Origin of the sequence: Amycolatopsis rhizosphaerae (genome assembly GCF_007713715.1) — a bacterium.
In the GTDB taxonomy this organism is placed as follows: domain Bacteria; phylum Actinomycetota; class Actinomycetes; order Mycobacteriales; family Pseudonocardiaceae; genus Amycolatopsis_E; species Amycolatopsis_E rhizosphaerae.
This window is the reverse complement of sequence record NZ_VJWX01000099.1, coordinates 1-17,294: the sequence shown is the minus strand read 5'-3', so window position 1 is coordinate 17,294 and position 17,294 is coordinate 1. Positions and strand designations below refer to the sequence as shown.

Annotated in this window: 17 protein-coding genes and 4 tRNA genes; 6 read left to right on the top strand and 15 right to left on the bottom strand. The window is 68.7% G+C overall.

The window, feature by feature from the left end; genetic code table 11:
* Positions 1–125: 125 nt before the first annotated feature.
* From FNH05_RS12780 to FNH05_RS12755, 6 genes are all read right to left on the bottom strand, one after another.
* Positions 126–527, bottom strand: coding sequence for a MaoC family dehydratase (locus tag FNH05_RS12780; protein ID WP_144587750.1), 402 nt, complete (start codon positions 525–527; stop codon positions 126–128).
* Positions 527–976: a MaoC family dehydratase N-terminal domain-containing protein gene (locus FNH05_RS12775; RefSeq protein WP_144587748.1), complete on the bottom strand. Its 450-nt coding sequence runs from the start codon at positions 974–976 to the stop codon at positions 527–529. The genes FNH05_RS12780 and FNH05_RS12775 overlap by 1 nt, the downstream gene beginning before the upstream one ends.
* Positions 977–1,074: 98 nt before the next feature.
* The gene (rpmG, locus tag FNH05_RS12770) at positions 1,075–1,239 is read right to left on the bottom strand and encodes a 50S ribosomal protein L33 (RefSeq protein WP_006238057.1); all 165 of its coding nucleotides are present in this window, start codon (positions 1,237–1,239) and stop codon (positions 1,075–1,077) included.
* A 34-nt stretch (positions 1,240–1,273) separates the two neighbouring features.
* Positions 1,274–1,346 (bottom strand) — tRNA-Met (locus tag FNH05_RS12765).
* An 85-nt stretch (positions 1,347–1,431) separates the two neighbouring features.
* Positions 1,432–1,504, bottom strand: a tRNA-Thr gene (locus FNH05_RS12760).
* A 76-nt stretch (positions 1,505–1,580) separates the two neighbouring features.
* Positions 1,581–4,214, bottom strand: coding sequence for a putative bifunctional diguanylate cyclase/phosphodiesterase (locus tag FNH05_RS12755; protein WP_144587746.1), 2,634 nt, complete (start codon positions 4,212–4,214; stop codon positions 1,581–1,583).
* Positions 4,215–4,508: 294 nt separating this feature from the next.
* On the opposite strand from FNH05_RS12755, the gene FNH05_RS12750 reads away from it, so the two are divergent.
* The 3 genes from FNH05_RS12750 to lon all read left to right on the top strand — a co-directional run bounded on the left by FNH05_RS12750 (position 4,509) and on the right by lon (position 8,873).
* Complete coding sequence (locus FNH05_RS12750; RefSeq protein ID WP_246127689.1) at positions 4,509–5,435, top strand: GNAT family N-acetyltransferase; 927 nt, start codon at positions 4,509–4,511, stop codon at positions 5,433–5,435.
* Between the two features lie 9 nt (positions 5,436–5,444).
* On the top strand, positions 5,445–6,296 hold the full coding sequence (locus FNH05_RS12745; RefSeq protein WP_144587744.1) for an SAM-dependent methyltransferase: 852 nt from the start codon (positions 5,445–5,447) through the stop codon (positions 6,294–6,296).
* Between the two features lie 165 nt (positions 6,297–6,461).
* Positions 6,462–8,873 (top strand): endopeptidase La, encoded by a 2,412-nt coding sequence (lon, locus tag FNH05_RS12740; RefSeq protein WP_144587742.1) that lies wholly within the window; start codon positions 6,462–6,464, stop codon positions 8,871–8,873.
* 80 nt (positions 8,874–8,953) lie between these two features.
* On the opposite strand, the gene FNH05_RS12735 is transcribed toward lon, so the two are convergent.
* The 5 genes from FNH05_RS12735 to FNH05_RS12715 all read right to left on the bottom strand — a co-directional run bounded on the left by FNH05_RS12735 (position 8,954) and on the right by FNH05_RS12715 (position 12,376).
* A tRNA-Arg gene (locus FNH05_RS12735) sits at positions 8,954–9,025 on the bottom strand.
* Between the two features lie 40 nt (positions 9,026–9,065).
* A tRNA-Arg gene (locus FNH05_RS12730) sits at positions 9,066–9,139 on the bottom strand.
* A gap of 181 nt (positions 9,140–9,320) precedes the next feature.
* On the bottom strand, positions 9,321–10,226 hold the full coding sequence (locus tag FNH05_RS12725; protein WP_144587740.1) for an aldo/keto reductase: 906 nt from the start codon (positions 10,224–10,226) through the stop codon (positions 9,321–9,323).
* 78 nt (positions 10,227–10,304) lie between these two features.
* Positions 10,305–11,300, bottom strand: a complete 996-nt coding sequence (ligD, locus tag FNH05_RS12720; protein ID WP_144587738.1) for a non-homologous end-joining DNA ligase — start codon at positions 11,298–11,300, stop codon at positions 10,305–10,307.
* Positions 11,297–12,376, bottom strand: a complete 1,080-nt coding sequence (locus FNH05_RS12715) for an ATP-dependent DNA ligase (protein WP_186382516.1) — start codon at positions 12,374–12,376, stop codon at positions 11,297–11,299. The genes ligD and FNH05_RS12715 overlap by 4 nt, the downstream gene beginning before the upstream one ends.
* 83 nt (positions 12,377–12,459) lie before the next feature.
* On the opposite strand from FNH05_RS12715, the gene FNH05_RS12710 reads away from it, so the two are divergent.
* Complete coding sequence (locus FNH05_RS12710; protein WP_144587736.1) at positions 12,460–13,440, top strand: YihY/virulence factor BrkB family protein; 981 nt, start codon at positions 12,460–12,462, stop codon at positions 13,438–13,440.
* Positions 13,441–13,480: 40 nt separating this feature from the next.
* Here the strand turns inward: FNH05_RS12710 and FNH05_RS38830 are convergent, their stop codons facing one another.
* Both FNH05_RS38830 and FNH05_RS38825 read right to left on the bottom strand, forming a co-directional pair.
* Positions 13,481–13,660, bottom strand: coding sequence for an LmrA/YxaF family transcription factor (locus tag FNH05_RS38830; protein ID WP_425458442.1), 180 nt, complete (start codon positions 13,658–13,660; stop codon positions 13,481–13,483).
* A 79-nt stretch (positions 13,661–13,739) separates the two neighbouring features.
* On the bottom strand, positions 13,740–14,060 hold the full coding sequence (locus FNH05_RS38825) for a TetR/AcrR family transcriptional regulator (protein ID WP_222426590.1): 321 nt from the start codon (positions 14,058–14,060) through the stop codon (positions 13,740–13,742).
* A gap of 41 nt (positions 14,061–14,101) precedes the next feature.
* On the opposite strand from FNH05_RS38825, the gene FNH05_RS12700 reads away from it, so the two are divergent.
* The gene (locus tag FNH05_RS12700) at positions 14,102–14,896 is read left to right on the top strand and encodes an alpha/beta fold hydrolase (protein ID WP_144587734.1); all 795 of its coding nucleotides are present in this window, start codon (positions 14,102–14,104) and stop codon (positions 14,894–14,896) included.
* Between the two features lie 61 nt (positions 14,897–14,957).
* Here the strand turns inward: FNH05_RS12700 and FNH05_RS12695 are convergent, their stop codons facing one another.
* Both FNH05_RS12695 and FNH05_RS12690 read right to left on the bottom strand, forming a co-directional pair.
* Positions 14,958–15,473, bottom strand: coding sequence for a hypothetical protein (locus FNH05_RS12695; RefSeq protein WP_144587732.1), 516 nt, complete (start codon positions 15,471–15,473; stop codon positions 14,958–14,960).
* Between the two features lie 66 nt (positions 15,474–15,539).
* Positions 15,540–16,109: a hypothetical protein gene (locus tag FNH05_RS12690; RefSeq protein ID WP_144587730.1), complete on the bottom strand. Its 570-nt coding sequence runs from the start codon at positions 16,107–16,109 to the stop codon at positions 15,540–15,542.
* A gap of 634 nt (positions 16,110–16,743) precedes the next feature.
* Between FNH05_RS12690 and FNH05_RS12685 the strand changes: the two genes are divergently transcribed.
* Positions 16,744–17,294 (top strand): helix-turn-helix domain-containing protein (locus tag FNH05_RS12685; RefSeq protein WP_144587728.1); only part of this gene is annotated, 551 nt, incomplete at its 3' end.

The following is a 17,294-nucleotide window of genomic DNA, read 5'->3' as shown; positions in this document are numbered from 1 at the left end:
TGGGTGGAGGACCTGGTGCCCACCTCCCCCGCCAGCTCCCTGCACCCGAACGCGAAGGGGGAACAGGCCATGGCGGAGGCGGTGTTGAGGCTGCTGCGCTGAGTCCCGGCGGGCCGGGGCGGGCTTCAGCGGACGACGGCGGTGGCCTTCCCGAGCACGGTCTTGCCGTCGAACTTCGCGGTCAGGTCGATCCGGGCGGTGCCGTCCTCTCGGACGTCACCCACCTTTCCGGTGAATTCGACCAGGGCGCCCTTCTCGTCGTCGGGCACGACCACGGGCCTGGTGAACCGGACCCCGTATTCGACGAGCCGTCCCGGGTCACCGAGCCAGTCGGTGACCATCCGGCCCGCCAGCGCCATGGTGAGCATGCCGTGCGCGATCACGTCGGGCAGGCCGACCTGCTTGGCGAAACGCTCGTTCCAGTGGATCGGGTTGAAGTCCAGCGAGGCCCCGGCGTAGCGCACCAGCCGCTCCCGGGTCACCCGCACCTGCAGCGGCGGCAGTTCCGTCCCCACGGTGAATTCCATCAGGCACCTTCCCCTCGGACGACGAGCTGCGCGCGGGTGGTGCACACCGGCTCACCGTCGGCGTCGGTGATCTCGGCACGCACGGTCAGGAAGTCGTTGCCCGCCCGCGCCATGATGTCCTCGACGTGCGTGGTGAGCCGCAACTGGTCACCCGCATGCACCGGACGGGTGTACTGGAAGCTCTGGTCGCCGTGCACCATGCGCGAGTAGTCGAGGCCGAGTTCGGGATCGGCGACGATGGTGTTGATCGCCGCGAGGTTGATCACCGTGAGGAAGGTGGGCGGCGCGATCACGTCGGGGTGACCGGCGGCACGAGCCGCCTCCGGGTCGCAGTAGACGGGGTTGTCGTCCCCGATCGCGTCGGCGAACTCCCGGATCTTCTCGCGCCCCACCTCGTAGGTGCTTGCCGGCGGGTAACTCCGCCCGATGAACGACTGGTCCAGTGCCACCCCAGCAGGTTACTCAGGGTCGCTGCGGGGGGCGAAGGCGCCTGGAAACGACGAAGGCCGCCCCGGTGATCCGGGGCGGCCTTCGTGACATCTACAGGCTAGCGGGTTTCCTTGTGCACCCGGTGCGTACCGCAGTTCGGGCAGAACTTCTTCATCTCCAGGCGGTCGGGGTCGTTCCGACGGTTCTTCCTGGTGATGTAGTTGCGGTGCTTGCACTCCTCGCACGCCAGCGTGATCTTCGGTCGCACGTCGGTGGCAGCCACGGCTAAGCCTTTCTCTACAAAACTCGAGTCCCGGTAGCGGTGGCCGGACTTGAACCGGCGACACAGCGATTATGAGCCGCTTGCTCTGCCAACTGAGCTACACCGCCCCTTGTGCCCACCGCCCGGGGGTCTAAGGGCACTGGGAGCATGATCGCGCACACTCCCACCTAGACAGACTAACATCTGCCCGCGAGCCCCTTTACGGAATCGAACCGTAGACCTTCTCCTTACCATGGAGACGCTCTGCCGACTGAGCTAAAGGGGCCTGTGGTCCCAGCGCCTCGCGCTGAAGCCTCGAAAAGATTACCAACGCCTTCCGGCCCTGTTTCAGGGGGGTCCCGTTAACTCAGCAGGGTCAGCACCGTCTCCGCCTGACGGCCCGCTGACCTCGCAGTTCTCGCCTGCAGCCAGGCTTCGAGGCGGTCCTCGGCCAGTGGACGGGAGATCAGGTAGCCCTGCGCCACGTCGCAGCCCATCGCCTCGAGCTGGTCCCGCGCGATGTCCTCCTCGACGCCCTCGGCGACCACGGTCAGGCCGAGCGAGTGCCCGAGCTCCACGATCGAACGGACCACGGCGAGGTCACCGAGATCGGTGCCCATGCCGAGGACGAAGCTCTTGTCGATCTTCACCTCGTCCACCGGCAGCTGCCGCAGGTAGGCCAGCGACGAGTACCCGGTGCCGAAGTCGTCGACGGCGAGCACGATGCCCAGCGCGTGCAACTCCCGCAGGATCGGCAGCGCCTTCTGCGGGTCGGCCATCACCCCGGACTCGGTCAGCTCGAAGGTGAGCAGTTCGGCGGGCACCCCGAACCTGCGCAGCGCCTCGACCACCTTCTTCGGGAAGTCCAGATCGCTCAGGTTGCGCACGGACAGGTTGACCGCCACGGAGATCCGCAGCCCCTCGTCCATCCATTTGCGCACCCGGATCAGCGCCTGTTCCAGCACGAACCCGGTGAGCACCCCGATCAGGCCCGCCGCCTCGATCGCGGGCACGAACTCGTCCGGATCGAGCTTGCCGAACTCGGGATGCACCCAGCGGACCAGCGCCTCCACGCCGAGGACCTGTCTGCTCGGCAGCGACACCTTCGGCTGGTAGTGGACGCTGACCTGGCCCTCTTCCAGCGCCTGCCGGAACTGCGTGACCATCTGGAACCGGCGCAGGAAGATCTGCCCCATGCTGGGCACGTAGGCACGCACCTCTTCCCCGCCGCGGGTCGCGCGCACGGCCACGTCGGCGCGCTGCAGCAGGGAGTCCACGTCCATCCCCTCGCCGCCCTCCTCCTCGGAGGGTGTGGCGTAACCCACCATCGCGTTCGCTTCGACGGTGAGCCGGTCGACGAGGTACGGGGAGGACAGCTGCTCCCGCAGGCGCTGGGCGACCTCGTGGATGCGAGGACCGTCACACTCGACGAGCAACGCCGCGAACGACGCGCCCTCCAGCCGCGCCACCGGCACCTCGGGGCCGAGGGCCTCCCGGATGCGCCGCCCCGCGGCGATCACCATCCGGTCCGCCCAGACATAGCCGAGTGCGTCACTCACGGTCGAGAACACGTCGAGATCCACGCGGAGCACGGCGGCGTCGGTGCGGTCGCGCAGCGGCTCGCGCGCCACCTGGCGGAAGCCGGGCCGGTTGAGCAGGCCGGTCAGCGGATCGTGGTAGGCATCGTGCCGCAGCGTGGCCAGCAGCCTGCGGTTGTCCAGCGCGGTGGCCAGGTGACTGGCCATGGTGCCGAGCAGTTGCACGTCGTACTTGCCGAAGCCGCGCCAGCGGGAGAGGCGGTCGTGCGCCTCGACGACGCCGAGCAACTGGTTCGCGCTGCGCAGCGGCACCACCAGTGCCTCCTGCGCGCCGCGGTCGAGCAGTGCGGCGGCCACGTCGGCGTTGGCCTCGGTGATCCGGAAGTGCCGGACGTGCGCGCCGGGCAAACGGAGCAGGGCGTCGTCGCCGAGACCGTCCGCCGTGGGCATGGGCTCGCCCGCGACCACCGTCCGCATGGTGGCGGTCGGTTCCAGCCGCAGCCGCAGCACCACCCTGGCCGCGGACAGCTGGTCCTTGATGCGCTCGGCGATGGTGGCCCATTCGCCGACGTCCACCCCTCCGGCGAGATCGTCGACCCGGCTCGCCGGCCGGGCGGCGGCCTGCTGGCCGGACCGCGCGACCATGAGGCTCACGTCCGAAAGCGCTTCCATGTCGCGCTGCTCGCGCAGCAGGTCCGAATAGGCCCAGTACAGCGCCGACAGGCCGAGGAAAACCGCGACCACCAGCGGCCACGCGTTCCCGGTCCCGGCGATCACCAGGTAGCCGCTCAGCCCCACGGAGGCGTTGACGAAGCCGACGACGAGGATGCGGCCGGTCAGCCGCAGCGCGGTCCCGATCCGCATCCGGCGGCGCAGCACGCGGACCGCGGCGAGTGCCAGCAAGGTGCTGGCCAGCGGGGCGGTCAGGGTGCCGGCGAGCGCGGCGGGCCAGGTCATCCCGGCGCTGCCCATGGCGCGCTGGACCAGACCGGCGACGGCGAAGGCGCTGGTGATCTCCAGCAGGAAGGCACCGGCGTTGTAGAGGACGCGGCCGGAGACCCGGCGCACCAGCAGCGTGCTGATCCCGGCGAGGAGGTGGGCGATCAGTACCACCTCGAACGGCGCCACGAAAAAGCCGATGACCAGCGGGATTTCGGTGAAGGAGATGGTCCAGGAGATACCGCTGCGGACGTCGACGTTGATGCCCAGCTGTTCGGCCAGCAGGAAGGACAGGGCCAGTACCGGTCCGATCCACCAGAGCCTGGCGTCCGGCTGGAACGGCAGCCAGAGGGATACGGCGGCGGCGGAGAGCAGCCCGAAGGTGAGCACGGCGAGGGTGTAGCGGCGGAAGCGCCGCTCGTCCCCCCGTGCCTGCCCGGACGGTCCCTGGTCACCGGCCTCGTCGACAGCTTCGGCTGCCGCCGGAGGAGCGTCAGGCGTGTCGCTTGTGCCCGGCATGCAACCTCCTTCCCGCCCAGTCACCCCAGTACGCGCTCGGTCGATCACCCCGTTCGGGTGACCTTGATCTCCGCACGAACGAGGCTGTCACTGTACCCCGGAGGGCGTACTTCGGCCTCTTTCCGACCGGCATCAGATCACCTCATAGTTAACAAACTGCCAACTAGCGGCGCCTCCTTCGACTACCGGGTGAAAACTGCTCCGTTTCCGCAATTTTGTTGATCGCTGGGGGTAACCGTGTCCCAGTCCGAATCCGGCCCCGGCCTGCTGGGGAAAAGGCCGCGGAAAAGGGAGGTGATCGCAACGGAGCAGACGCTGGACACGAGCGGTACGGATTCACTGCTGCCCACGTCAGACCCCTTTGCTGACTGGTATGGCGACACCGGCTGGCGCCGGGAAACGGGCGATTCGGTCGCGCACGGGGTCGCGGTGCGCAGCGAAATCGCCGCGAACGATTGTGACTCTCTGTGGCGGGTGCTGGTCGAGCACCGGCTCCTCACCCGGCTGGCCGGCCCGCTGGCCGGCGAGTGCTTCGCCGATGTTCTCGCGCAGTGGGAGGAACATCTCAGTGCGCTGGTGCCGCGGTCGGACTGGGAGCAGGCGGCCGTGGTTCCGCGCCCCAGCCGTGATCCGGCGGGCTCGGCCGAACTGCTGCGGCACGGTTTCGCACCGGTTCGAGTGCTCGCGGTGCGTCCCGCGGACCGCCTGGCCGCCCCGGGACCCGCCACTCAGCCGGGGGTGCGCATCCGCCCCGCCGAACCGGCCGACCTGGACACCGCGGTCGCGCTGTCCCTCCGGCTGCAGCGTTACGACGCGCAGTTCGGTCTGGCGACCCCGCGTCCGAACGCGGAGGGCCTGCTGCGGGAAGCGCTCTCGGAAGAATTGCGGCGCGGGGAACCGACGGCGTGGCTGGCCGAACTGTACGGTCGCCCGCTCGGCCTGCTGAGGATCCAGTTCCCGCCCGGAACGGCCTGGATCTCCCCGTTCGTCGCGGTCGACCGGATGGGCTACGTCGCCTCGCTCCATGTGGACGAGGCCGCCCGGTCCTCGGGGGTGGGCAGCGCGCTCGCCGCACACGCGCACCAGTTGTTCGACGAGGCCGGCATGGAGGCTGCCCTGCTGCACCACGCACTGCCGAATCCGACGTCCACCCCCTTCTGGTACGCGCAGGGTTACCGGCCGTTGTGGACCTACTGGTACCGACGTCCGGCGGTGCGATAGAAAGCAGCCATGACCGAGAGCCAAGACCTCGCTCCCGAAGCACCCGAAGGGGTCGACACCGACAAGCCTTCCGCCGCCCGGATGTACGACTGGTACCTGGGCGGCACGCACAACTGGGCCGTGGACCGCGAGTTCGGCAAGCAGGTCGTCGAACTGTTCCCGCAGGTTCGCGATCTCGCACGGCAGAACCGGCAGTTCCTGGGGCGGGCGGTGCGCGCCGCCATGGACGCCGGGATCCGCCAGTTCCTCGATCTGGGGTCCGGCGTGCCCACGGTGGGCAACGTGCACGAGATCGTGCGCAAGCACTTGCCGGAGGGCGAACGGGCCGGCGTGGTCTACGTCGACTACGAACCCGTCGCGGCCGCGCACGGCACACTGCTGCTGGAGCGGGACGGCGCCACCGACTGGGCCGGTCTGGTCCAGGCCGACCTGCGGGACACCGGCGCCGTGCTCAGGCACGAGACCACCCGGCGACTGATCGACTTCTCCCAGCCGGTGTGCGTGCTGATGATCGCGGTGCTGCACTTCATCGGCGGTGACGATCACCCCGAGGAGATCGTGGAGCGCTATCGCCGCAAGCTCGCCCCGGGAAGCTGGCTCGCGATCTCGCACATCACCAGCGAAGGCGCGCCAGAAGAGGACGCCGCGGCGGTGCGCCGGTTCGCGGACGCCTACCGGAACACCAGCAACCCGCTGTGGGTGCGCGAAAAGGCGGACATCGCGCAGTGGTTCGGTGACTGGCCGCTGGTCGAACCGGGGCTGGTGCACCCGGCGGACTGGCGTCCGGACACCAAGCTGACTCCGATCGAGGCGATCTCCCGCCCGTTCGGCTGGTGCGGAGTGGCAGAGAAACAGGCCTGATCGGGCGGGCCGCGGGGCCAAGGCCGTGAGGGGTCCCCTCACGGCAATGCCGACTGTCCGTGACAGCACAGGTGTGGTTGCTCGCTAACAGCGAACGACCTGGGGAAACAAATTGGGGCTCAGAGAAGTTGAGCTGTGCAGACTCAACTACGAAGGAGCGCCCCGATGACCGAAATCAGGCTCCTGCCCCTCCTGCCTCTCGACGAAGACGTCGTGCTCCCCGGCATGATCGTCCCGCTGGAGCTCGAAGACGCCGAAATCCGGGCCGCGGTGGAATCCGCGCAGGCCAAGGCGCCGAGTTCGCCGTCGTTCCCCGGAATCCGGTCCCTGCCCGCGGCCAAGCCCGCCAAGCCCGAGGTCCTGATCGTGCCCCGGGTGCACGGCGAATACGCCGAGCTGGGCACGGTCGCCACGATCGAACGGGTGGGCCGGGTGCCCGGCGGCAAGGCCGCGGTGCTGATCCGCGGTACCCGCCGTGCCCGTCTCGGCGAGACCGGCCAGGGCCCGGGAGCGGCCCGCTGGGTGCAGGCCGAGCCCGTCACCGAAACCGGCGGCGAGCGCGCGAACGCGCTGGCCGCCGACTACAAGTCCGTGGTGATCACGATCCTGCAGCAGCGCGAAGGCTGGCAGATGATCGACGCGGTGCAACAGCTCGACGATCCCTCGGCGATCGCCGACCTCGCGGGCAACGCGCCGTACCTGAAGCTCGACCAGAAGCTCGAACTGCTGGCCACGCTCGACGTCGCAGCACGGCTGGAGCGCGCGCTCGAATGGAGCCGCGAGTACCTGGCCGAACTGGAGGTCACCGACACGATCCGCAAGGACGTGGCGGAAGGCATGGAAAAGCAGCAGAAGGAGTTCCTGCTGCGACGCCAGCTCGAAGCGATCCGCAAGGAACTCGGCGAGCTGGACGGCAGCGCCAAGGAGGACGACTACCGCGCCCGCGTGGAAGCGGCCGAGCTGCCCGAGCATGTGCGCAAGGCCGCGCTGGCCGAGGTGGACAAGCTGGACCGGACCTCGGAGCAGTCACCGGAGGGCGGCTGGATCCGGACCTGGCTGGACACCGTGCTGGAACTGCCATGGCAGACCCGCACCGACGACGTGCACGATATCGCCGCGGCCCGTGCCGTCCTGGACGCCGACCACGCCGGTCTGGACGACGTGAAGGAACGCATCGTCGAGTACCTGGCGGTGCGCAACCGGCGCGCCGAGGCCGGGCTCGGCCAGGTCGGCGGCCGCCGCTCGGGTGCCGTGCTGGCGCTGGTCGGCCCGCCCGGGGTGGGCAAGACCTCGCTCGGCGAGTCGATCGCGAAGGCGATGGGCCGCAGGTTCGTCCGGGTGGCGCTCGGCGGCGTGCGGGACGAGGCGGAGATCCGCGGCCACCGGCGCACCTACGTTGGCGCCCTGCCCGGCCGGATCGTGCGGGCCATCAAGGAAGCCGGTTCGATCAATCCGGTCGTGCTGCTCGACGAGGTCGACAAGGTCGGCACCGACTACCGCGGCGACCCGACGGCGGCCCTGCTCGAAGTGCTGGACCCGGAGCAGAACCACACCTTCCGCGACCACTACCTCGAGGTCGAACTGGACCTGTCCGACGTGGTGTTCCTGGCCACGGCCAATGCGCTGGAGACCATCCCCGGACCGCTGCTGGACCGGATGGAACTGGTCACCCTCGACGGCTACACCGAGCACGAGAAGGTGATCATCGGCCGGGACCACCTGCTTCCCCGTGAGCTGGAGCGGGCCGGGCTCGGCCAGGACGACGTGCGGTTCACCGATGCCGCGCTGAGCCGGATCGCCGCCGAGTACACCCGCGAAGCGGGCGTCCGCGACGCGAACCGCACCATCGCGAAGGTGCTGCGCAAGATCACCACGAAGGTCGCGCTCGGAGAGGCCACGCTACCGCTCACCGTGGACGCCGAAGGACTGCCGGGCTATCTCGGCAGGCCCCGGCACCTGCCGGAGTCGTCGCTGCCCGCCTCGACGCAGCGGACCGCGACCCCGGGCGTGGCCACCGGTCTCGCGGTGACCGGCGCGGGCGGTGACGTGCTCTACGTGGAGGCGTCGCTGGCGGACCCGGAGACCGGCGGCACCGGCGTCACGCTGACCGGCCAGCTTGGCGACGTGATGAAGGAGTCGGCGCAGATCGCGCTGTCCTACCTTCGTTCGCGCGGCGCCGAACTGGAGCTGCCGGTCGGGGATCTGAAGGACCGCGGAGTCCACGTGCACGTCCCCGCCGGGGCGGTGCCGAAGGACGGCCCTTCGGCGGGCGTCACCATGACCACCGCGCTGGCGTCGCTGTTGTCCGGACGGGTGGTGCGGGCCGATGTGGCGATGACCGGTGAGGTGTCGCTGACCGGCCGGGTCCTGCCGATCGGCGGGGTGAAGCAGAAACTGCTCGCCGCGCACCGGGCGGGCCTGCGCACGGTGATCATCCCGCAGCGCAACGAGCCCGACCTCGACGACGTCCCCGCGGACGTGCTGGCCGAACTCGACGTGCACCCGGTCACCACCGTGCGCGAGGTCCTCGCGCTCGCCCTGTCCCCCGCGTCCACCCCGGTGACGCAGGCGGCGTGAACCGCGACGGCGACCCCGGCCGGGAAACCCCGGACGGGGTCGCCGTCTTCCACTGTCCACAAGAGATCGTTTACTGACCGCGCCCTCGCCAGGAGTCGAACCTGGATCTCCGGTTCCGGAAACCGGCGTCGTGTCCGTTGGACCACGAAGGCTGGAGCCGGCTTCCCGCCGTGCACAGGGGAAACCGGGGTGCACCCCGGCGAGGACTCGAACCTCGAACCTCCGCGTTCGTAGCGCGGCGCTCTGTCCACTTGAGCTACCGGGGCAGGGGAAAAACGCCGTGAAGAACGGCATTTCCGGAAGAAGGCAGTGGTTCAGTCCACTGCACGGAACCCGCGACGGGCACGCTTCCGTCGCGCCACGGCGGAAAGCCGTGCCACGAACCGGTGGTTCCACGTCGCGTTCATGGGTCCAGTTTCCGCCCCTGCCTCGGACGCGTCAACGGATTTACGACAGCGAAGCGGCGACGCCGTCGAGGCTTTCGACGATGTCCGTGTCAAGGCGGACATCACCGGCGGCCAGGTTTTCGTCGAGGTGGCCCGGGTCGGCGGTGCCCGGGATGAGCAACGTGTGCTCGTAGTGGGCCAGCAGCCAGGCCAGCCCGACCTGCGCGGGCGTCACCCCCAGCGAGGCAGCCGCTTCGATGACCGCGGGCTGCTCGACGACCTTGGGATGACCGGGGAACGCGGAGCCGAGCGGGAAGAACGGCACCCAGGCGATGTCGTGCTCCCGGCACAGGTCGAGCACCGGCCCTGTGGCACGGTCGACGAGGTTGTAGCCGTTCTGGACGCAGGCGATCCCGGCAGGCAGCGCCTGACGGAGTTGCGCGGCACTCACGTTGCTCAACCCGATCGCGCCGATCTTGCCCTCGTCCCGCAGGGCGATGAGCTCGGCCAACTGGCTGTCGAGGTCGACGAGTTGGTCTCCCTCGGCGAGGATGCCCGGCGGCGCGTCGAGACGACGCAGATTGACCACGGCCAACTGGTCGATCCCGAGGGCGGCCAGGTTTTCCTCCACGCCCGCGCGCAGTTGCTCGGGCCGCTGCGCCGCTACCAGCCCATCACGCTGGTCGTGGTCGGCGCCGACCTTGCTCACCAGGGCGAGGTCGTCGGGGAAGGGGTGCAGGGCCTCGCGGATCAGCTCGTTGCAGGCCCCGTCGCCGTAGAACTGCGCGGTGTCGATGTGGTTGACGCCCTGGTCGACGGCCCGGCGTAGCACTTCCAGTGCCCGCGGGCGGTCGACGGGCGGGCGGCCGCGAAGCGGCCCCAGTTGCATGGCGCCGAACCCGATCCGCGCGACGGGCCGTCCGGCCAGCAATGTGGAGCCGCCGGGCGCCTTCTTGGTTTCTGTCACGTGCACACTCCCAGCTAAGCGGAGGATCCTCCGGTATGAAGAGCCGAGCGTAGCAGAAGCGGAGGATCCTCCGGTAGTTCAGGAGTTCTTCTTGGCGCGGCTGGGCGCCACCCGCGGCGGCTCGTCCGGCATCTTCGGATACACCGGCGGCCACGGGGCGTCCATCAACCCGTTTTCCCTGTCCTGACGGGATTTCTCCAGCAGCGGCTCGATCGACTGCGGCCGGCGCCGCGCCCACGGATCACCGCACCGGACCAGCAGGGCGGGCACGGTGGCGATGGTCAGCTCGTCCGGTTCGACGGTGTCCAGGTCCTCCCACGCGATCGGCGTGGACACCTGCGCACCCCTGCGCGGGCGGACGCACCAGGCGCCGAACACGGTCTTGTGCGGCGCGTTCTGGTTGTAGTCCACGAAAACCCGTGCGCCGCGTTCCTCCTTCCACCACTGCGCGGTGATCAACGAGGGATGGCGGCGTTCGAGTTCGCGGGCGAGCGCGACGGCGGCATCCCGCACCCGGTAACCGTTCCACCGCGGTTCGAGCGTGACGTAGATGTGCAGCCCCCGTGAACCCGTCGTCTTGAGCCACGCCTCGATGCCCAGTTCGCCGAGCAACTCCCGCGTGTGCCGGGCCGCCTCACGCACCTGCCCGAAGGTGACCCCTGGCGAGGGGTCGAGGTCGATGCGCAACTCGTCGGTGAGCTCCGGGGCGGCCGCGTGGAACGGCCAGACGTGGAAGCCGAGGCACCCGAGGTTGACCGCCCACAGCACGTGCGCCAGGTCCGCGGCGACGAGCGCTTCGCTGGTGGTGCCGTTCGGCGTGGCCACCGTGGTGGTGGACAGCCAGGGCGGCGCCGAGGACGGCACCCGCTTCTGGAACCACGACTTGCCGCCCGCCCCGTCGGGATGGCGCTCCAGCAGCAGGGGTCGCCCGCCCAGCGTGCCCAGCAGTGGCCCGGCCACCGCCTGGTAGTAGTGGATCAGGTCGAGCTTCGTCTCGCCCCGCTCGCCGAAGTACACCTTTTCCGGATGGGAAACGGTGAGCCGACGGCCATCGACCTCGATGGTCACGCTCACGGCGAGGCGACCTCGGTGAACAGCGCGGCCAGTTCCGCCGGGGCGACCTCTTCCAGTTGTCCGTAGGTGCACGACTCGGGCTTGCGGTCCGGGCGGAACCGCACCAGCCGGGTCCCGTGGCGGAACCGGTCGGCCTGCAGGTGTTCGTAGCGGACCTCGGCGACCAGTTCGGGCCGCAGCGGTTCCCACGACAGGTCCTTCTGCGCGTTCCACCGGCTCAACCCGCCCGGCATCCTCCCGCCGCTCTCGCGCTGCGCGTCGGCCCAGTCACGCCACGGATGGTTCTGCAGCGCGTTCTCCCTCAGTGGAGCGAGCTCACCAACCAGTTCCCCGCGCCGGGCGGCGGTGAAACTGCTCGCGACGCCAACGTGATGCAGCGTGCCCGCGTCGTCGTAGAGGCCCAGCAGGAGCGAGCCGACGCCCTTTCCGTCCGCGTGCCACCGGAATCCGGCGACCACACAGTCCGCGGTCCGCTCGTGCTTGACCTTCCACATGACGCGCTTGTCCTGCGCGTAGGGCTGGTTCGACGGCTTCGCCACCACCCCGTCGAATCCCGCGCCTTCGAACCGCTCGAACCAGTCGCGGGCGACGGCGGGGTCTTCGGTCATCGGGGTCAGGTGCACGCGGGCCAGCGACGACCCGACGACACCTTCCAGCAGCCGCCGCCGTTCCGAAAAAGGTTCGTGCGTCAGATCGCGGTCGTCGAGAGCGAGGAGATCGAACACGACGAGGCTCGCGGGCGTCTCCTGCGCGAGCTTGCGCACCCGCGAGGCCGCCGGATGCAGGCGCAGTTGGAGGCTGTCGAAGTCGAGCCCGCGCTCGGTCACGATCACGATCTCCCCGTCGACCACGCAGCGTGGCGGCAGGGCCAGCTTGACCAGATCCACCAGTTCAGGGAAGTACCGCGTCAGCGGCCGGTCGTTGCGGGAACCCAGCTCGACCTCGTCACCGTCGCGGAACGTGATGCAGCGAAAGCCGTCCCATTTCGGCTCGTACCACAGTCCGGGCGCGGTCGGCACCTCGTGCACGGCCTTGGCGAGCATCGGTTTCACCGGCGGCATCACGGGCAGGTCCACGAAGCGATGCTAGGCCGGGAACGGGGGTTGCGGCATCCCGTCCGCCCGGTTCACGCCATACGGGAACGGGTATTCCTCGGACCGTGAACCAGCAGAAGGGTCGTTCCGGCAGTCAGGTGAAGGCCAAGCTCGAACAGGTGGATCGGTTCCAGCGGGAGCACCGCGCGGTGGCGGTGCCCGTCGCGGTGGTCCGCAAGTTCGCCGAAGACCGGTCGCCGCAACTGGCGAGCATGATCGCCTTCTGGGCGTTCTTCTCGATCTTCCCGTTGTTCCTGGTGTTCGTGACGCTGCTGGGGTTCTTCCTGCCGTCGAACCTCAGGAACAACGTCCTGACCACCGTCGGCACGATGTTCCCGCTGGTCGATCCGTCCAGCCTGCAGGGCCTGACCGGCTCATGGTGGGCGCTGATCCTCGGTCTCGTCACCGCCCTGTGGAGCGGGATGCGCGCCGTCCGGGTCACCCAGTTCGCGTTCAACTCGGTGTGGGAACTGCCGTACAAGGACCGGCCGAAGTTCGTCGAGCAGATCGGCCGGAGCCTCTCCGTCCTGGTCACCATCGGGCTCGGGCTTGTGCTCACCACCCTGGTCACCGGGTTCGTCGCCGGAGCGGCCGGCGCGCTCGGCTTCAGCTGGACCGGGCACCTGCTCGGTTACGCGGTCGCGGTCGTACTGGACGTGGGCCTGTTCGTCGCGGCGTTCCGCATCCTCACCAACCGCGAGATCACCACGCGGGACGTACTGCCCGGCGCGATGCTGTCCGGTCTGCTGTTCTTCGTGCTGCAATCGCTTTCTTCGCTGATCATCAGCCGTTACCTGCACACCGCGCAGCGCACCTACGGCCAGTTCGCCACCGTGATCACGCTGCTGTGGTGGTTCTACCTGCAGAGCATCGTGACGCTGCTGGGCGCGCAGCTCAACGTCGTGCTCAAGGAACACCTCCACCCGCGCGCGCTGGCCGCGTCGCTGGACACGGAAGCGGACGAGCGCGCCTACCGCGCCTACGCACAGGAACGCGCGTACCACGACGACGAGCACATCCGCACCGAATTCCGGGACAAGCGCTGAGGTTCGACCGGCTGGCCACAAGGTTGCCCGCCGGTCCCGGCTACTCGTTCCGGACCCCGGCCCGCAACGACGCCAGATAACCTGCCATCGCACGGCCCGCGGCGAGCAACGGCTCGGCGGAACGCTGTGCACGGGCGAGGAGAAATCCTCCCTCCAGCGCGGAAAGCAGCGCCTGCATCGCGGTACGCGCGTCACCGCCGGAAAGCCCCTTCGCGGCCAGAATCCGGCTGCCCTCGTCGATTTACGCGTCCATCACCTCCGCCGCGACCTGCCGCAACTCCGGCTCCGTGTCGGCGATCTCAGCGGCGACCGTGGCCACCGGGCACATGGTGGCCCCCGGTGTTCGCGATGTCCCCGGCCGCGGCCGCGAACGCCGCCTCGATCCCGGTCACGAGGTCGGCGTCGCCGTTGAGCAGTGACGGGATCAGCTCGAGGTATGCCGCACCCGTCTGCCGCAGGGCGGCCGCAGCGACCTCGCGCTTGCCATCCCTGAAGTGGTGGTAGATCGAGCCGGTCGGCGCCCCGAACGCCTTGGCCAACTGCTGGATCCCGGTCGCCGTATACCCCTGCGCGCGCAGGAGTTCCGCCATCACCCGCACGATTCGCCGGTCGGTTCGCACTCGCCTATTCATTCTAGAGCGATCATTCTAGCGGAGGTGGTATGCACGAGATCCACATTCCCTCGGGGGTCGTCGAGTACGACGAAACCGGCTCGGGCCCACCGGTGGTTCTCCTGCACGGGCTGCTGATGGACCACACCGTGTGGGATCGCGTCCTAGCGCTGCTTCCAGACGGTTTCCGTTACCTGCGCCCGGTCCTGCCGTTGGGCTCGCATCGCCGGGCAATGAGCCCGGACGCGGACCTGACACTGCCGGGACAGGTGCGGATCGTCGCCGACCTGCTGAACGCCCTCGAACTCGACGAGGTAACGCTCGTGCACAGCGACTGGGGCGGCGCGCTGTTCCTCACCGCCTACGGTCTCGACAACTTCCCACCCGGACTACCCGGCAGGATGGTGGCCCTCGCCGCGGCCCTGCCGGGAGGTCTCCGGCTCGCGGCAGGCCAGTTGCGCATCGACTGGCTGCGCCGGCTGCCGCCACTGTTCGGACAGATGGCGCGGCGGCCCGTTCCCAGCGAACTGATCAGGCGCTGGACGGAACCGGTCCTTCGCGACAGCGGGGTGCACCGCGACCTGCTGGCTTATTGCCGGGGAGGGTTCGACAAGGCGACGTTGGTGCGGGACACCGAGGCCCTGGCCAAGTTCGAAGGCGAAACGCTGGTGCTGTGGTCCCCGGACAACCGGGTGATGCCGCCGGAACACGGCCGTCGGCTGGCCGAACTCCTCCCTCGCGCCCGCTATGCCGAGGTTCCGGGCGCCTACGTGCTGTCGATGCTGGACGAACCCGAGATCGTCGCCCGTGAACTGGGCGGCTTCCCCACTGGCCGAGCGGACTGACCGCCGCTTGTCCACAAGTTATCCACAGGTTATCCACCGGCTGTAAAACAGGTCTTGCCGCTCAGGGAAGTGAATGCCGCCGCCACCGTGGTTCTGGGACCGTGAAGTCGAGGTGGTTCTCGTCCAACCCGTTGGCGACGGTAACCGAACCGTCTGACCCGAAGTCGAAACACACCGCACAGGTGTCGTCGGCGACGTCCCTGTCCTCGCCGTGCCACTGCAGGAGCGCAACGGACGAAAGACGCCGTCCACACAACGCGACCAACTCGTGTGGGGCATCGCCCCGCCAGCCCAGGTGAAAGCCCTCGACGGCTGGAGCGCGACCGATGTCCACCGAGTTCCAGGTGATGGAAACCTCGTCGAACTTCTGGTGGTTGACCTCGACTTGCTCCTCCTCGAAACCCAGCACCACAGGTCCGTCGCTCCACCATTCGTCGCGGTCGGGATCCCACATCAGCCGCGTGGTCGTGAGCCGTCGACCGACGAGAGCGGCCAGACGATCGCCGTGTTCCCGGCGGATCTCGGCAAGGTCGGTCAGCCAGCGGGGCCGGTAGCCCGCGATCCCGAAATCGAACACCGGCCGACTGTGCGGGTCACGCGAACACCTGTCGCCCGATTTTGGTTCGTCCATTTCATGCGGGCTTCAGCCCAGCAGACGCCGCGCCGACGCGGTCAGCCTGGGATCCGGGTCCTCATCGGCTATTCGCCGCAACAGCTCCTGTGCCTGCGGCCAGGCGAGATACACGGTCGTCCACATCGCCGCGTTGCGGATCCGCGGATCCCGATGCCGCGCCGCCGCCTCTATTCGCACGAAGATCTCCGGATCGAACTCGTCCGACCCGAACAACGCAAGACGCATGAGTCCGCGCGCCCTGTCCTGGGGCGTGAGGTCCTCGCCGAACGGCTCCAGGATTTCCTCGCGTGACCAGACCGGAAGCAGCCGCGACAGCCGGTCCGCCAGCGTGTCCACGGCTTCCCGGTCCGCGCCGAACACGACAAGCACAGACACATCGGTAATACGGTCCTCGAGGTAGCAGACCCAGAACTCAGGGGCGACTCCCCAGGTGACCGTCCTCTTGTAATCCTCGTCCCCGCCCCCCGCGTTGGAGGCGACGAGCTGCCACTGGGCCGCTCGCGCCACGGCGTTCACGGGTTCCCAGCCGGGAAGCTGCCTGAGGGCCAGGCGGCGCTCCGGATAGGCGAACTCGGTCACGTATGTCTCCCCACCTTCTGTTCTGGCGTTCCCCGAAAGCTGGCACCGGCCGCACGGCGGGGGGCCAGGGCGACGGTGACCTTGTGGCTTGATGATCCGGAGGTCGCCGCCGTCGCCGCCGACAAGTGGAACACCCCCCACTGGCCCGCCGCCGCCCGAACACGCGCCGATCTTGCTGTTTCGCCCTCACGGGAACGCTGACAGCGAGATCGGTGTTGACATGTTGAGGCAGTCGGACAGAACAAAACACCCCCGTGTCCTGTTTTCGCAGGTCGCGGGGGTGATTACTCTGGTGTGGCGGGTGAGGGATTCGAACCCCCGAAGGCAGTGCCGTCTGATTTACAGTTCTAGAGGATTGTGTATTGCCGTACTTTCCAGTACCCAGCAGTACCGGTAAGTCCTCATTATGGCTGGTCAGCCGGCTGAGGTGTCCCTCGCCGTACCTCCTGACCACAGAGTTTCCCCGCACGTTCGGGCAACTCCAGGACAACTTTGCGTGAGTGCCAGACCCGATTCGAACCTTTCGAGAAGGACTTGGCGCAGTGATCCACAACACAATTTTGCATGGTCGTTCTCGCGGCCCTTCACGCCGCCATGACCCGGTTCATCTGCGGATGTCGGGCGGTGGTCGGCGATGAGTGTGGAAGCGATCAGTTGGGCTCTGACCGAGGCCCCGATCCCCCGCGATCGCCGCGACGCCTCGTCACTGGCGATCGTGCTCGTCGGACTCGCGAACCACGCTGGTCCGGACGGCCGCAATGCCTTCCCCGCGATCGCCACGCTGTCGACCTATACGCGCCTGTCAACCCGGTCCGTCCAGTACGCCCTCCGCGCACTCGAAGAACTCGACCTGATCCGCGCGTCCGACCCCGAAATCGTCGCCGCCTACATCAAACGCGCCGACCGTCGCCCCCACGGCTGGGACCTCGCTCTCGAGCGCCGCGGTCCTACCCGGGCTGTGGACAAGTCCGATGCCTCTGTGGACAACCCCGATACCGCGGTGCAACCACTGCACCCCGCACAAGCCCGCGGGGTGCAAAGACGGGCCAGCGGGGTGCAAACAACGACGTCACGGGGTGCAGACACTGCACCCGAACCATCCCTTAACCGTCCAAGAACCACCCGCGCCCGCCGGAGCGACATCGGCGCGGACGAACGATCACCTGCCCCTGAGCAGCCGTGCGG

Coding starts and splice junctions, on each gene's coding strand:
- lon (WP_144587742.1), top strand. CDS start 6,462: ATGACCGAAATCAGGCTCCTGCCCCTCCTGCCTCTCGACGAAGACGTC.
- FNH05_RS12780 (WP_144587750.1), bottom strand. CDS start 527: ATGGAATTCACCGTGGGGACGGAACTGCCGCCGCTGCAGGTGCGGGTG.
- FNH05_RS12745 (WP_144587744.1), top strand. CDS start 5,445: ATGACCGAGAGCCAAGACCTCGCTCCCGAAGCACCCGAAGGGGTCGAC.
- FNH05_RS12755 (WP_144587746.1), bottom strand. CDS start 4,214: ATGCCGGGCACAAGCGACACGCCTGACGCTCCTCCGGCGGCAGCCGAA.
- FNH05_RS12700 (WP_144587734.1), top strand. CDS start 14,102: ATGCACGAGATCCACATTCCCTCGGGGGTCGTCGAGTACGACGAAACC.